This window comes from Kordiimonas laminariae (genome assembly GCF_023008165.1).
GTDB lineage: Bacteria > Pseudomonadota > Alphaproteobacteria > Sphingomonadales > Kordiimonadaceae > Kordiimonas > Kordiimonas laminariae.
On sequence record NZ_JAKQZA010000008.1, the window covers coordinates 59809 to 75560 of the forward strand.

Sequence of the window (15752 nt, forward strand, 5' to 3'; positions counted from 1 at the left end):
ATAGGGGATTTCTACCTATAAAAAATTTAGGTTTTTAAGGAATTTTTGGCCCCAACTTTCCCACAGGTTGTTCTATAGATTGCGGGGGTTTAGTAAACCACTGCGGTCCGTTCTCTGTCATGTAGATACAATCTTCCAGACGCACACCAAATTCACCAAAAATATAGATACCCGGTTCATTTGAGAAACACATACCAGACGCCAGTTTTGTGGTTTCACCGTGGACGAAATTCACACTCTCATGCCCGTCCATACCAATACCATGACCAGTTCGGTGACTTAAGCCAGGCGTTTTATAACCCGGTCCATAACCTTTACTTTCATAATATCGGCGAACTGCATCATCTACATGACCAGCAGGCGTACCAAGTTTTGCGGTTTCAAACGCGATATCCTGCCCCTTGCGAACAGTATCCCACACTTCACGCTGACGTTTTGAAGCTTCACCAAACACAAAGGTTCGAGAAATATCTGATTGGTAGCCGTGCACACTACAGCCGCAATCCATCAATACAATCTTGCCTTCAGTAAGCTCTTGCGGTTGGTCTGTACCGTGTGGATAGGCGGAAGCCTCCCCTAGAAGCGCCAATCCCCAGATACCAGAACCACCTAGGTCTGCCTGTGCTTTACGCATCAGAGCTTTGATATCATCCGGGGTCATGCCTTTTTCAAGCTTGTCCCAAACTTCACCGTAAGCTCTGAGTGTAATTTCATTGGCTTTATGCATCAGCTTGAGTTCAGCTTTGGATTTATGCATCCGGCATCCAAGAGTGATAGGATCAGCCGACACAACCTCATACTTGGAAGCAGCATTTCTGAACCCATCCATGATGAAAAAACGCACTGTGCTTTCAAAACCAATCTTACCAGATGTAATACCACGGTCTTTGAGAATGCCAGCGACACGCTCAAACGGATTTTCATGCTCATGCCAGGTACGCACATCACTGCCAAATGTCATGCTTTCACGTACACTTGGTTCTTCAAAATACGGTGTAACAATGCCAATTTCACCATCACGCGGAATAACCACACAGGTAAGGCGTTCGCTTCGCCACCACCGAATACCTGTGAAATACAGCATTGCTGAGCCCGGCTCCAGAAGGATGGCATCGATGCCCTTTTCCCGCATCAATTTTTGTGCCCTGGCAACCCGGGATTTTCGCTCTTCTGTAGAGATTGGCTTTGCATCTCCGGTGATATTTTCCAATTCGCCAGAAACCGTTTTATTCGCGCCAGAAGCAGGTGATGTACCGACAAGAGCCGCAGCACCCAAACCAGCGCCAGCAAGCTTCAAGAAATCTCTTTTATCCATAACCTTGATCCCCCAATAGGCTTATTTTTTATAAACATCGCCATCTTTCATCACGAAAGATACATTCTCCAGAACAGTGATATCTTTTAGAGGATCACCATCCACCGCGATGATATCTGCAAGGAAACCTTCTTTGATCTGCCCCAAATCATTTTCCTGCTTGAGAAGTGCCGCAGAATTCATCGTAGCAGCCTGAAGTGCCTGAAGTGGGGTCATACCAAATTTCACCATACGAGATAGCTGTTTTGGATTATCACCATGTGGATAAATAGCAGCATCGGAGCCAAACACCATATTCACACCACCTTTAACCGCTTTGGTAAAACTCTCACGCTGACGCTTGGACACCTGACGTTCTTTATTCAGATTCTCTTCCGGTACACCATTCTGCTCGCCGAACGTAAGCGTATATTCAGTGTTATAAATATCCATGGAGAAATACGTACCAAAACGCTTTGCCAGCTCAACGCCTTCATCATCAAGGAAGCTTACATGTTCTACACTGTCTACACCTGCCACAATCGCGGCTTTAATGCCGTCCGTACCATGAGCATGGGCAGCAACAGTTACCCCGCGGCGGTGTGCTTCTTCAACAGCAGCTTTCATTTCATCCACAGAATACTGCTGAATACCAACCTTAGTGCCTTTAGAGAATACACCACCCGTTGCACAAAGCTTAATTGCATTCGCACCATATTTAATATTTTCACGCACTTTCTGGCGCACAGCATCCGTACCGTCTGCCACACCGCCGGAAGTTACCTTCATTTCTGGTGGCAAGAAGTTGTTATCACAGTGCCCCCCCGTAATACCAAGGGAATGCCCTGCAGCCCAGATACGCGGCCCTTCAATTTCACCTGCGTTAATGCCGTCCCGTACGCCGATTACGCTGTAACCCGCTGCGCCAACATTTCTTACGGTAGTAAACCCAGCCATCAGGGTTTTCTTTGCATTCTTCACTGCAACAACAGTTTGGCGCGGGATAGAGTATGTCATACTCAAGTGGAACGGTGTTTCAGCATCACCAGAGAGGTGCACATGCATATCCATCAAACCCGGAAGAACTGTTTTACCGGAAAGGTCAATCACCTTCGCATCTTTCGGCGCTGATCTGCCATCGGTTTTAGAAATAGAAACAATCCGGTTATCACGCACCACAATGGTTTGGTCTTTTTTCATATCGCCGTTTGCAACATCCAGAACCGCGCCCGCGTAGATAACCGTTTCATCGGCAATTGCTGTACCTGCCACCGCAAAAACTGCAGCCACCGCCAACGTTGATTTCAGTATATTTTTCATGATGTCCCCCTGCCCTTAAGCGTAAAGTTTGCAGCAGCCTAAGGGCTCTGCCTTATTGTGTCTATTTAGATTTTCGTGAGCATAAAAAAGCCCAGCATCATATGAAGCCGGGCTTTTCCTAATTTAGTGGTTGATCAGCGTGCGCTTGAAACAGCTTTATTGAACTCTTCTTGTGCATGCTTGAATTGACTGAGGGATTTGCTCACATAAGTAAGTACTTCATCCACATAACCATCCGTAGAGGCAGACCAAACCCGGTTGATATAGCGTTCGCCTGCAGCAAAACTGGACATAACATCTGCATAGGCCTGAACACCATAAAGGTGCTTCATTGTTTCGCGGGCATCCGCAAACCGGATCAGATCTTCCCTGAACAATTTATCGATTTCAAAGCGCATATCATATGTTGGTACTTTGTCTTTCCGCCCCTCAAGATCTGAGAGATTTTTTACGATATTTTTAAGGCTATCCTCAAGATCCTGCCGGTTAGAAGCCAACACACTATCATCTTTAGCGGCAGCTGCTTCCAGACGCTTTGACATAATCACACCTAGCGCACCGGCAATAACAATCGGGCCAAAGGCGGTCCAGTCAACTTCTGTTGGATGCAGTGATGTGAGATATGCACCCGCAAGGAAAGCAACAACAACAAGTAATTTCGCTAACATTTGCATTGTTCTTCTCCTTAGCTCGCAGACACGATCATGATTACAGCTTTCACAACGCCAACAAGCGCTTCACCCACAATCATTCCCGCGGCAATTGGAATGCCGTAGTTATCAGACCAAACCTTACCTTTCTTGCGATCAGAAATTTCGCGAAGAAGTGTGCCAAGGCTGTATGTCAATACGATATTAAACGGCAGATAGAAACCGAGACCAACGGTGATACCGAGGCCACCTTGCAAAGCGGTTAAAAGACCGCCAAGCGCTGCACCAGCTATATATTTTTCAGTTGGTACGTCACCGCCCGTAATACCCTTAACCATAGAAGCAAGCGCTTCACCTTGAGGCGCTGGAAGTTCATCAGAACCAAGACCGTAAGCTTCATGCAGCACAAAAATCAATACGATGATCAGGATCGGTCCAAGCCACGCACCAAAGAACTGCCCCATCTGCTGCATACGCGGTGTTGCGCCCACCAGATAACCGGTTTTAAGATCAAGCATCAGGTCTGTTGCCTGGCTCATGGCCACACAAGTTGCAGCACCCACAGTAATAGCTGCTACAATCGCCGGGCCAGTATCCATGCCGCCAAAGCTCTGTGTGATAATAATCAAGAGCGTTACCGCAATCAGCGTCATCCCCGAGAGTGGTGACCAGTTCGTGCGGCCAATGGCTTCCGAAAGAATAATACCTGCCATCCATATCCAAAGTGTACCAAGGATAGCCATCATAATACCGCGTGCAAAACCAACTTGCTCGTTTGCTGTAATCGCCATAACGCCAAGAAGGATGGCAGCTCCGGCAACAGCAATATAAAGAAGCTTAATCGGCATCTCATCAGCGCTCATTGCACTTTCAGACTTTGCTGAAGACTGCATAGACTTAACGGCAGATTTAATGAGCGGCAGTGCAAACATCACGCCGATCACGGCACCACCGATAAGCATACCAATACCTGTTGGTCGGAACAGAGTTACACGGAGCGTGCCCGGATCAGTTACCTTCACGCCGTCAACCACCGGCAACATGCCTGTAAGATCAAGCATCGGCGCCAATAGCCAGTAACATACATAACCACCGATGATAAAAGCCACACCACCCCGGCCAGCAATAAAACCAACACCGATTGTAAGCAGTGAAATATACCAAGCACCATTCAAGTATGGCGGCAAAACTTCAGAACCCAACGCACCATTGATCATATTGAAAAGTTCGAGGTTCGCACCATCAGAGAAGTAATAAACAATAGCAGAAATCAGTGCACCAGCGATAAGTAGTTTCGCTTTCTCCACACCAGCACCAGGTGATTTAAGGATTGAGGCAACCGCCACACCACCCGGGTATGTGAAACGTTCAAAATCAATCATCTGCTTCCGGAGCGGAATGATGAATGCAATACCGAGGAAAGCACCTGCAATTGCCCCGAACGTCAACACATATGGGTTAAAGTCATAGCCGTAACCCAAAATGAAGATCGCAGGCACAGAGAACATCATCCCCGACGATGCACCATTCACAGCGGAAGCCACAGTTTGCGTTACGTTATTTTCCACAATTGAACGGCGGCGCAATATGCCCCGCAAAATACCAAAGCCCAGAATAGCTGCAAGCTCAGAGCCTTCAATTGAGAAACCCAGTTTTAGTGAAGCATAACCAATTGAAAGCGCGATAATAGCGCCAAGGAAATAGCCCACAATAACTGCATGCGGTGTAAGTTCAGGATAGGCGCCTTTTGTAATTGGCCCAGCCTGAGAAGCAGTCTGATCAGACATGCTGTCCCTCCCCCGGAAAGTTATTCAACAAACGGCGCAGCATATAATTGCTCTCCCTAAGAACAACAGCCCTTGCATGTTGCGCCAAACAGGCCTAGCAGTAACATAATGATAAGAAAGTTGCGAGCCTGAGAACAAAAATTACACTATCAGGTTGGTTTTGAGGATAAGCCCCATGTCTTCTGCAGAAAACAAGATTAACCTTGCGTGGTTACGTGAGCGCCTGAAGCGCCACTTCAGCGAATTGCTGCGTTTGGCAGTGCCTGCAATTATGACACGTATCGGTCTGTTCGGCCTTGCGATGGTGGATATCGCTATGGTGGGCCACTATGCAACGCAGCATCTGGCATGGCTTAACCTAGCGAACCAATCAGTGATTATGTTCACACTTGTTGTAGGCATGGGACTATTGGCTGGTGTTACTGTATACACGGCCAATGCTATTGGTATGGATGATTACCACGGTGCCGGTAAAGTGTGGAAACGAAACCTAAGTTTCACACTTTTGATCAGCCTGTTCCTTGTCGCTGCCTGTCTGCCTGCTCCTCTTTGGCTTGAACTTTTAGGGCAAAGTCAAACCGATTCAGAAACCAGTGGTTTTCTCGTACGTATTCTGGCTATCGGCCTGCCGGGGCATCTGCTTTTCTTCTGCTGCACATCTTTCTTAGAGGGCATCAAACGTGCGGAGGTCGGTTTTTACATGATGATTGCTGCAAACATCGTAAATGTGGTCTTCAACTATGCCTTAATCTTTGGCCATTTTGGCTTTCCAGAATTAGGCGCAGAGGGCTCAGCCTGGGCGTCAACAATTGTACGCTGGTTTATGGCAGCTTCAGTATTTGGCTACATCTGGTTTATGCCAAGCATCAAGGATAAATACCAAATCCGTGAAAAGGTAACGCAGAAATGGGCTGAATGGTCTGATCAACGCCAGATGGGATATGCGTCTGCTGTATCCCTCGCCGCTGAAGTACTTGCCTTCAGCGCCCTTGCAGTATTTGCGGGCTGGCTTGGTACAGTACCTCTCGCAGCTCACGGGGTGATTTATCAGGTGATTGGTATTCCGCTCATGATTGCCATTGGCATTGGTGTGGCAACCACAGTTCGTGTTGGCATTGCATTTTCTCGTAAAGACAAGGCAGACACAGTTCTTGCCTCTATTTCCGGGATAATCCTGAATTTTATCGTATGCGGTACCTTCTCTGCAGCAATTTACGCGTTCCCAGCCCCTCTTCTCGGGATATTCACCAATGATATACGCATTATTGAACTTCTCATACCTGTGATTTTTGTAGCAACGTTCGGGATGATTTTTGATGCTGCTCAAATGGTGGCTGCTATGATGCTCCGAGGCTTTAAGGAAACATGGTGGCCAACCTACCTGCAGAGCTTTTCTTTCATCGCAGTAATGCTACCTGCCTGCTATATTTTTACCTTCCCGCTTGAAATGGGCTTCAAGGGCCTGATGGTCGGAACATTTGTAGGCGTCGTAGTTTCCTGGATACTTCAAATCGCACGTTTTGTGTATCTGGTGCGACAACCAGCCACGATGCAATCTTAACAGATCAGGTTATATTCGGAATCTGAATAAAACGGCCTATATGCCGCGGCAACTCTTGACATTCCGCGTACAGCTATTATCTGTGCGCCAAATAACAAGTGCCATATTTTTATCGCTATTTGCCTTAAATTTACCTTTCTAAGGCAGTTTAATATTCAGGCTTATTAATCGGATTGATAGCATTTTGCCCGCTAGATACAGGACAACAGCAATGAAAAAAACTCTCACTGCTTTAAGCTTTATTACACTGGCAAGTACCCCATCCACTGCTGATGATTTTAATGTTAGCGAGGTTTTGGGTGGTGCGGTTGATCTGCTACAGCAAGGTGTTGATCTTCTGTGGCCAGATGAACTTGGTCTGGATAATGTCAATGCGAAAATCGGATTCGGCGTAGGCTTCACCCCTGATTACATTGGTTCAGATAACTACGCTCTAAGAGCAGTACCGCTTCTTGATATTCGCTATAAAGATAGCTGGCGCTTATCTGGTAGCAAACTAACTTTCAGCCCTATCCGTACCAAGCATTTTGAAGCTGGCCCCCTTTTGAACCTAAGGTTTGGCCGTGCGGAAGAATCCAACGCATTCCTTGAAGGCCTTGGCGATATTAACACTACATTTGAAGTAGGTGGTTATGTAAGGGCGAAATATAAATCTGGCTTCCTGACAGCCGAATACCGCCACGGTTTGGGATCTGGCATCAAAAGTAACATCCAGGTAACCGCCGGACATGGTATCTATAAATCAGAAAATTTCGTTGCGCTTTTAAGTGCGCGCGTTCGCTGGCAAGACAACCAAACCGCCATGACACAATTTGGCATTACAGAACAGCAAGCTCAGAATTCCGTAAAAGGCTTTGATACGTATCAGGCTTCATCTGGTATTTATGATGTCACTACCAACTTAATTGGTTCTTATACTGTCAATAAAAGCACCCGCCTTGTTGGTCTTGTATCATATGGCAAGATTGTAGGGAGTGCTTCAGACAGCCCGCTGGTTGCTGATGCAGGTTCCAGCAACCAGTTTATCGTGGGTACAGGCCTAGTATTCAGCTTCTAAATCCAGGTAGAGATTTCTTCGAGGCTCTTCTTATCAATGTTCGGCACCTGAACGCCTTCTTCAGGGTAACCAGCCACAATTAGCATAATAGGTTTTTCATTGTTTGGTCTGCCACAAATCTTGCTCAGGAAACCCATTGGGGACGGTGTGTGTGTGAGTGTTGCAAGACCCGCATTATGGAGAGCAGCAAGCAAGAAACCACACGCAATACCAACGCTTTCATGCACATAATAGTTGGTTGAACGCTCACCTGTTTCCGAATCCAGACCGTATGTTTCCCGGAATACAGCAATCAACCAGGGTGCTGTTTCAATGAAAGGCTTGTTGGCATCCGTACCAAACGGCTCCAGATCCTTGAGCCACTCATCAGAAGCACGCCCACCATAAAATTCACGCTCTTCTTCCTCTGCAGCTTCACGGAGAGCAGCTTTGACTTCATCACTTGAAATAGCAGCAAAATGCCACGGTTGCTTGTTAGCGCCGCTTGGTGCCCGACCCGCAGTCAGGATCGCATTTTCAATTACTTCCCTTGGGACTGGCTTGTCAGAGTATTCCCGAACCGTGCGGCGGTTTTTCATCATCTCGAAAAATTCTTTGGAACGCGCAGTCATGGTTTCCCCATCCTTCACGTCAAAGCCTTCAAGAGGTACAAATTTTTCTGCTTTCATATCACTTCCCCGAAATGGCCCCTCGCCATTACTGTGCAGAATATGTTTATATTCCACAAATCACTTTCAAACTCATGGGCTTGCTAACATGCGCTGTTGGATATTGCTGGTAATATTATTGTGTATGCAGATGTTCACATCTGCCGCCCAAACACAATCTATCGCCATTCCTCCACAAAACCTTGAAGCATCCCTTCGCGACCAATTAGTTTCAGAGAGCAGTTTTTTTGTCAATGGGCCGCTTACATATGGCCTCACCCAGGAAACGGCAAACCGCTACTATCCTTTAGGAAACACAGCGAAAACCATTCTCGCCCTCACAGCACTTAGAACTGCAGAGGCCGGCCTTCTCGATATCAACGATCCTGTCGCGCGCCATCTACCTGAAATACTTGAAGACAACCCTTTCAAAGTGCAGGTAACCCTTCAGCACCTTTTAACGGAAACCGCAGGGTTTGCTACGGTACCTATCCAAAACAGTAGCAGCCCTCTCCGTTATTATGCCAAAGAACTTCGTACCGCAGGCCAAATGGCTCATGATGATATTGTCGGTTGGCTGGTGTTAATTAAACTACTGGAACGCTCTACTGGCACCTCAATCGACACGGTAATTTATACACATCTCCTGAACCCACTCGGGCTGCCAATAGAAAGCATTAAGTTGCCGGAAGTAGTTACCCCATCGCCGTTTCAAAACCTTTTAGGCATGAAGGCAAACGGCCAAGCCATAGCCGAAATTGTGCGTGTTCTTATCCGAAACCGTACAAAAGAAGGGTCGCCTTTTTTACAGCGTTATACTCATGATTTCTTGATCAAACACCATAGCTGGCGCATGCATCCTATGTCAGATGCCCGCACATTGGCAGGCGTTCAAAAACGGGCAAATAATCGCTTATGGCTTGAGCCTGCGGGAACCGATTGTGAGAAAGGTATCTTCTTTCAGGCCTATCCAGCGGGGGATGTTGCTTTCATTAAAATTGGATGCCCTACAGACGCTTATCTCAACGCGATTAGCACTACAGTTGAGAATAGCTTCCTGCCAGTAGAGACAAACAGCCGTCAGAAAGAGCTGGAAGCGCTCTATTCAACTGCACGGTTTAGCGGGCTATATGTAAGAGCAGATAAGCCGTCCGCCTGGTTCAAGGACCGTATAAACTTTATTCGTGATGATACACTCGACCTCAGTGACAGAGGTGACGGCACTGTCATCATTGATGATGGTATCAGGCAAATGACTTATCACCGCACAGCAGCTTTCACCTACGCTTCGCCATCGGGAGAAGGGGTACTTTTTAGTCCATTTAAACAAGGTGGTTACATGCTTATGGGTGATAAGTTTTACCGCTACGTAGGACCGCTTGGTAACAAAACAATGGTGATAACCGCTGTACCTTTCGTACTCATCGTTCTCTTCTCCAGTTTGTTCTATGTGAAGCCAAGCTTTGAAAAGCCATGGCGCAGGATGGGACAATTTGGCAGTGTCGGTACACTTCTGGTCACGGCTTCTATCGTGCTTGAATATACAGTATGGCCAACTGTTCTTTTTGACTGGCAGATGCCGTGGCTTATCAACCTATGGCGATTTTTCATGAATGTGGGCTTGGCTCTTATTCTGTCCTTACCGCTCTTTGCTATATCCTTCACCCGCCAAAACAAGGTACCAGCTGGAAAAGCTATCCTTTTTGTACCTCTACACCTCGGGTTACTGAGCGTTGCAGCTTTCGCCATGTTCCTGATTATGGTGGCATGGGGACTGGCCGGAGAATTTTCCGCCTATTAGGCTTGATTCCGTAGTGTCGCCATATTATGGTCCCGCCCATGACAAGAACTGGCGCATATAAACGCATGTGTAAGCGAATGATCCGCCCGGTTTCCACTGGAAGCCGGGGCACTATCGTTCGACCCTTACATACATCGTTTATAGGAGTAGCGCGCCATGACCGCGCCGTTTGAATTTACAAACCGTTTTGATATCCTGCTTACAAGCAGCCCAACATCACTTGAACAGGCATTAAGCCCTTTCACTCAGAGCGATATTACACCTGCCAAGGTTTCTGCAACACGGCAGGAACATGACAGTATGATTGTAACCGTTATTGTACCAAGCTTGGCGGAAAGAAATGCTCGTGCTATCCAGAAACAATTGAAATCACAGCCTCTTGTGAAAAATGTGTTTCTGGAACATATGGTGACATAATGCAGAATTTTGGCCTTGGCCCTGAGGATATTAAAGCTCAGCTTGATAAGCTTGCGGAAACAGATAGTAACGTGAAAGCAGCGATTGAACTGGTAGGTTATCCGGGAGAACGGGTAAACCCTCAAGGGTTAAATACCTTTGTACGGGTTATCATGGGCCAACAGCTTTCTGTGAAGGCAGCTGCTTCAATATGGACGCGTGTTCAGGCGCTCGTCGGTGAAGATGCTGACGCCAGTGCCTATGCAGCTCAATCTGATGAAGCACTGCGGGAAGCAGGCGTGTCGAGGCAGAAGATTAAATATCTACGTTCACTTTGCGAAACCATCGAAGACGGCGTGCTTGATATAGCAGCTTTGCCACACATGAGCAATGAAGAGGCAATCAAGGCCATTACATCAGTAAAAGGTTTAGGCGTTTGGTCTGCACATATGTATCTTATGTTCTCGTTGGGCCGTACAGATATATGGCCTGTTGGTGACCTTGCAGTTCGTGTGGGTATTGGCCGTATTGTTGGCTTGGAAGAGCGCCCTACGGAAAAAGAAGCTGAAAAGCTTGGCGAACGCTGGAAACCATACCGCAGTGTGATGGCGCTATTATCATGGCATTATTATTCTAATGCGCCATTTTAAGATGGAGAGTTGAGAGTGACAGATTTCAGGCAAGTAACAAATACCGTTTCGGTATCACCGCAAATCACAACGGCTGATATTGATGCAGCAAAAGAACAAGGCTTCACTCTGCTTATCAATAACCGTCCGGATGGCGAAGAGCTTGGCCAGCCTGCAAATGCTGACCTAGAAGCTTACGCAAACGAAGCTGGTATAAAGTGGTTACATATTCCTTTTGCGGGCACAGACCTTACCCTCAACAAAGTTATGCAGATGAACTATGAGCTAAAAAGAAACGAGAAAATACTAGCCTTCTGCCGCACAGGAACACGCTCTTGCAATATCTGGGCGCTGGCTTCTGCACTTACAAACGAATTAGCTAACGAAGAGATTATCGCTAATGGTTCTACAGCAGGCTATGATTTAAGCGGGATGGAAGCATCACTTGATCATATCCGTGAACTGAACACCTCAGCTTAAAGAATATGGGGCGTCACAGCAGCGCCCCAATATTTAACGATCGTTCGGTTATTTTTCTTTATTAAGCCCGAAAGCCTTCAAAACGAAGGTATATTCCTCAGCCACTTCCCAAAGACGCTCAAACCGGCCTGACTTACCGCCATGCCCGGCACCCATGTTGATTTTCATCACCAAAAGATTGTCATCCGTTTTAGTGGCCCGCATTTTAGCAGTCCATTTTGCTGGTTCCCAATATGTTACACGAGGGTCATTCAAACCACCTGTCACCATCATTGGCGGGTAATCTTTTGCTTTAACATTTGAATAAGGGCAGTAGTCCGCGATTGTGTCATATGCCTCAGCGCTTTCGATTGGGTTCCCCCATTCTGGCCACTCGATAGGTGTAAGCGGCAAGTCCGCATCAAGCATGGTGTTGAGAACATCCACAAACGGTACATGCATCACACAACCTGCAAATAGTTCTGGCGCCTGATTAACCACAGCCCCCATAAGCTCGCCACCAGCGCTGCCTCCAGAAATGCTTATACCGCCTTCAGCACAGTAACCTTCATCACTTAGCGCCCTAGCTACATCTACAAAATCATTGAAAGTGTTGGTTCGGCGTTCCAGTTTGCCCGCTTCATACCAACCATAGCCGAGCTCATCCCCACCACGAATATGGGCAATAGCATAGGCAAAACCACGGTCCAAAAGCGAGAGACGCGCACTTGAGAAAGATGGGCTCATACCAAGACCATACGCACCGTATCCATAAAGGTGAAGCGGAGCGCCTGACCCCTTTTTCCAGTCTTTATGATACACAATACTTACCGGGATTTGGGTGCCATCACGCGCGGTTACCATCTTGCGTTCAGAAGCATAGTTTTCCTTGGTGTAACCGCTTGGGATTTCCTGCTCTTTCCGAATGGTAAGGGCACCTGTTTCTATATCCCAATCATACACCGTTGGAGGCGTGGTCATGCTACTGTATGCAAGGCGTACAAACTTTTGGGCAGCTTCCGCATTACCACCAAGACCTACCTCATATACTGGCTCAGGAAATTCCACATAAGAACCTTTTCCACCGCGCCAGATATATATCTGATCAAGGCCATCCAGCCTATCCTGCACGGCGAGAAAGCCATCAAACACCTGCATACCATGAAGATAACGAGTATCACTGCCTTCAATCACTGGTATCCAGTGATCCTCAGAGATACCACCAGTCTGCACCTCATAAACACAAAAATTCCTGTGGCCTTTGTTGGAGCGCACATAAAGCGCCTGCCCGCCATGATCCACATAATAATCATGCCCATCGCGGCGCACAGCAAAGCATTCTGGCGCTTTCGAAAGGTCATCAAGTGGCACCATATGATTTTCAGCAGTTACATGATCAGCGGACCGAATAATCAGATACTGATCAGATGATGTAGCGCGGATATGCACGAAGAAACTGGTGTTTTCTTCTTCAAAAATCTTTTGATCTTCCGCAGCACCAAGCGTGTGCCGGTTCACTAGATATGGCCGCCATTCAGCAGAAACTTTCACATAGGCAAAACTTGTAGATGCACTATCCCAAACGATCTCACCGGATGTCTCTTCAATAGAATCACCTAGATCTTCACCAGTCTCCAGATTACGCACCTTAGCTGTAAAACGCTCTGACCCGTTATCATCTGCACTATAGGCTAGATATTTGCCGTCCGGGCTAACAGTCAGCGATCCAAGTTTATAAAATTCCTTACCTTTGGCTTCGACATTTTCATCCAGCAGCACCTGCCAGCCTTCACCTTCAAAAGGGTTCTCGGTTCGTGGGCGGTAGTACCAGATACGGTACTGGGTACCTTCAGCAAATGCCCAGCGGTAATCATACTTACCTTCCTGCCACGGCACGCCAACATCATCTTCTTTGATACGACCTTTGATTTCTTCAAATAGTTTATCTGTAAGCGCTTTTTCAGGCTCCATTACCTGTTCAAAATATGCGTTTTCTTCTTTCAGATAGCCTAAAATCTCTTCGTCTTTCACCTCAGGGTATCCTGGGTCCTTGAGCCAGAAGTATGGATCATCAAAACTTTTGCCGTGATGAGTAGCTGAATAAGGTTTTGTTGCAGCAACTGGTGCAGCTAGGCTTTCTGGTGCTTTAAGCATATGTTTCTTTTCCCGAGTAAAAAACTGTCTTACTGGTAAGCCTCATATGCAAATGTGTAAAGACTTGAAGAATCTTACACACCGCCTAAGGGATAGCGCTTGCAAATATCTGCATTCGCTGCCAAGTAGGCTAAAAGGGTCAGGGCTGGCCAACGTAAAATAATAAGTGAGGGGGCATATATTATGACCACAAATCCGCAACACCTGGCTGCACTACGCGCCGAACTCAAGAATCGCGACCTTGCCGGTTTTATCGTACCGCTCACTGATGAGCATATGAGCGAATACGTAGGAAATTATGCCCAGCGCCTTGCATGGGTTTCAGGATTCACGGGCTCTGCTGGTAACGGCGTTGTTCTGGCTGAAAAAGCATCTGTTTTCATTGATGGTCGCTACACCATTCAGGTTGCTGCAGAGGTTGATACTGCGCACATGGAACACCACCACTTCGAACAGTACCCTCTGCTTAGCTGGGTGAAAGATAACTCCAAAGCTGGTGACCGCATTGGATATGACCCTGAGCTGGCAACCGTAGCATGGGAAGAAGATGCCCGCGCGGCGCTGGACGGCACAGGTGTTGAGCTTGTAGCCGTAGATACAAATCCAATTGACAGTGTTTGGGAAGACCAGCCAGACCCATCCCTTGAACTGGTTTACGGCCACGATACAGAATACACTGGTAAAACTGCATCAGAAAAACGTGTTGATGTAGCTGCTGAACTTGCAAAAAAAGGTACTGACGCCGCGGTTATCACCATGCTGGATAGCGTTGCATGGGCCTTTAACATTCGCAGTAAAGACGTGTTGAACACACCAGTACCACATGCTTTCGCGATCATGGAAAAGAATGAGTTGGCTACACTGTTTGTGGATGAACGCAAAGTCGACAGCAACTTGAAGCAGTTCCTTGGCAACAATGTACGCATTGAACCGCGCACTGCCTTTTATGGCGAGCTTGAAAAGCTGGGCTCAGAAGGCAAAACAGTGTTGGTTGACCGCGCAAGTAACAATGCCAAAGTTTTCTCAACTCTAAAAGCGAGCGGTGCAAAGCTGGTTGAGGGACAAGATCCATGTATCCTGCCAAAAGCGGTTAAGAACGCAACAGAAGCTCAAGGCTCCCGCGATGCGCACATTCGCGATGGCGCTGCTATCGCTGAATTCCTTTGCTGGCTTGAAGGTGAAGCACCCAAAGGTACTGTCGACGAGCTCAGCGCAGTAGACAAACTTTGGGAATTCCGCCAACGCCGCGACATGCTGAAAGACAGCAGCTTTGATACCATTTCAGGTGCAGGCCCGAACGGCGCCCTTTGCCACTATAGAGTATCAGAAGAAACGAATCGCAAACTTGAGATGAACAGCATTTATCTTGTGGATAGCGGGGGACAATATCTGGACGGCACAACAGACATTACCCGTACCGTTATCGTTGGTACACCAACAGACGAAATGAAAGACCGTTTCACCCGCGTTCTCAAAGGCCATATCGGACTAACACTAACCCGCTTCCCTGAAGGCACCGCAGGCATGATGCTGGACAGCATCGCACGCCGCCCACTTTGGGAAGCTGGCCTTGATTATGACCACGGCACAGGTCACGGTGTTGGATCATTCCTGGCGGTACATGAAGGCCCACAGCGTATTGCCAAATTTGGTTCACCAGTTCCGCTTCAGGCAGGCATGATCCTTTCAAACGAACCGGGGTACTATAAAGAAGGTGAATACGGCATTCGTATTGAAAACCTTGTTCTTGTAAAGGAAATGGACCTTGGCGGGGACCCACAACGCCGTATGTTTGGTTTTGAAAACCTTACATGGGCACCAATTGAACGCCGCCTAGTGGATGCAAACCTTCTTGATGATATTGAACTTAACTGGCTGAATGCGTATCACGCGGATGTTTGGGAAAAACTGAACGGCCTTGTAGATGCAGAAACCAGAATTTGGCTTGAAAAAGCTTGCGCACCGATTGAGCGCTAAGTAACGCTGACAAGAGCTTC

13 protein-coding genes are annotated in these 15752 nt (G+C 47.3%); 7 read left to right on the plus strand and 6 right to left on the minus strand.

Going from position 1 to position 15752, the window contains the following annotated elements:
- Positions 1-34 precede the first annotated feature (34 nt).
- The 4 genes from MF542_RS15115 to MF542_RS15130 form a co-directional block, all read right to left on the minus strand.
- A complete protein-coding gene (locus MF542_RS15115) occupies positions 35-1315 on the minus strand; it encodes a M24 family metallopeptidase (RefSeq protein WP_247020951.1) in 1281 nt (426 codons plus the stop codon).
- A gap of 21 nt (positions 1316-1336) precedes the next feature.
- On the minus strand, positions 1337-2614 hold the full coding sequence (locus MF542_RS15120) for a Xaa-Pro dipeptidase (RefSeq protein ID WP_247020953.1): 1278 nt from the start codon (positions 2612-2614) through the stop codon (positions 1337-1339).
- 134 nt (positions 2615-2748) lie between these two features.
- Positions 2749-3288 carry a hypothetical protein gene (locus tag MF542_RS15125; protein WP_247020955.1) on the minus strand — a complete coding sequence of 180 codons (540 nt, stop codon included), beginning with the start codon at positions 3286-3288 and terminating at the stop codon, positions 2749-2751.
- An 11-nt stretch (positions 3289-3299) separates the two neighbouring features.
- Positions 3300-5051: an OPT family oligopeptide transporter gene (locus tag MF542_RS15130; protein ID WP_247020957.1), complete on the minus strand. Its 1752-nt coding sequence runs from the start codon at positions 5049-5051 to the stop codon at positions 3300-3302.
- 175 nt (positions 5052-5226) lie between these two features.
- Here MF542_RS15130 and MF542_RS15135 point away from each other — a divergent pair, with 175 nt between their 5' ends.
- Both MF542_RS15135 and MF542_RS15140 read left to right on the plus strand, forming a co-directional pair.
- A complete protein-coding gene (locus MF542_RS15135; protein WP_247020960.1) occupies positions 5227-6612 on the plus strand; it encodes an MATE family efflux transporter in 1386 nt (461 codons plus the stop codon).
- Between the two features lie 211 nt (positions 6613-6823).
- Positions 6824-7669: a MipA/OmpV family protein gene (locus MF542_RS15140; protein ID WP_247020962.1), complete on the plus strand. Its 846-nt coding sequence runs from the start codon at positions 6824-6826 to the stop codon at positions 7667-7669.
- Here the strand turns inward: MF542_RS15140 and MF542_RS15145 are convergent.
- Positions 7666-8337 (minus strand): nitroreductase family protein, encoded by a 672-nt coding sequence (locus MF542_RS15145; protein WP_247020964.1) that lies wholly within the window; start codon positions 8335-8337, stop codon positions 7666-7668. The genes MF542_RS15140 and MF542_RS15145 overlap by 4 nt on opposite strands.
- Positions 8338-8461: 124 nt before the next feature.
- Between MF542_RS15145 and MF542_RS15150 the strand changes: the two genes are divergently transcribed.
- The 4 genes from MF542_RS15150 (at position 8462) to MF542_RS15165 (ending at position 11622) form a co-directional block, all read left to right on the plus strand.
- Complete coding sequence (locus tag MF542_RS15150; RefSeq protein ID WP_247020966.1) at positions 8462-10117, plus strand: serine hydrolase domain-containing protein; 1656 nt, start codon at positions 8462-8464, stop codon at positions 10115-10117.
- 156 nt (positions 10118-10273) lie between these two features.
- On the plus strand, positions 10274-10534 hold the full coding sequence (locus MF542_RS15155) for a hypothetical protein (protein ID WP_247020968.1): 261 nt from the start codon (positions 10274-10276) through the stop codon (positions 10532-10534).
- Positions 10534-11163, plus strand: coding sequence for a DNA-3-methyladenine glycosylase family protein (locus MF542_RS15160; protein WP_247020970.1), 630 nt, complete (start codon positions 10534-10536; stop codon positions 11161-11163). The genes MF542_RS15155 and MF542_RS15160 overlap by 1 nt, the downstream gene beginning before the upstream one ends.
- Positions 11164-11178: 15 nt before the next feature.
- The gene (locus MF542_RS15165) at positions 11179-11622 is read left to right on the plus strand and encodes a protein tyrosine phosphatase family protein (RefSeq protein WP_247020973.1); all 444 of its coding nucleotides are present in this window, start codon (positions 11179-11181) and stop codon (positions 11620-11622) included.
- A gap of 48 nt (positions 11623-11670) precedes the next feature.
- Here the strand turns inward: MF542_RS15165 and MF542_RS15170 are convergent, their stop codons facing one another.
- On the minus strand, positions 11671-13755 hold the full coding sequence (locus MF542_RS15170; RefSeq protein WP_247020975.1) for a S9 family peptidase: 2085 nt from the start codon (positions 13753-13755) through the stop codon (positions 11671-11673).
- Positions 13756-13938: 183 nt separating this feature from the next.
- Here MF542_RS15170 and MF542_RS15175 point away from each other — a divergent pair, with 183 nt between their 5' ends.
- Positions 13939-15732, plus strand: a complete 1794-nt coding sequence (locus MF542_RS15175) for an aminopeptidase P family protein (RefSeq protein ID WP_247020977.1) — start codon at positions 13939-13941, stop codon at positions 15730-15732.
- Positions 15733-15752 lie beyond the last annotated feature (20 nt).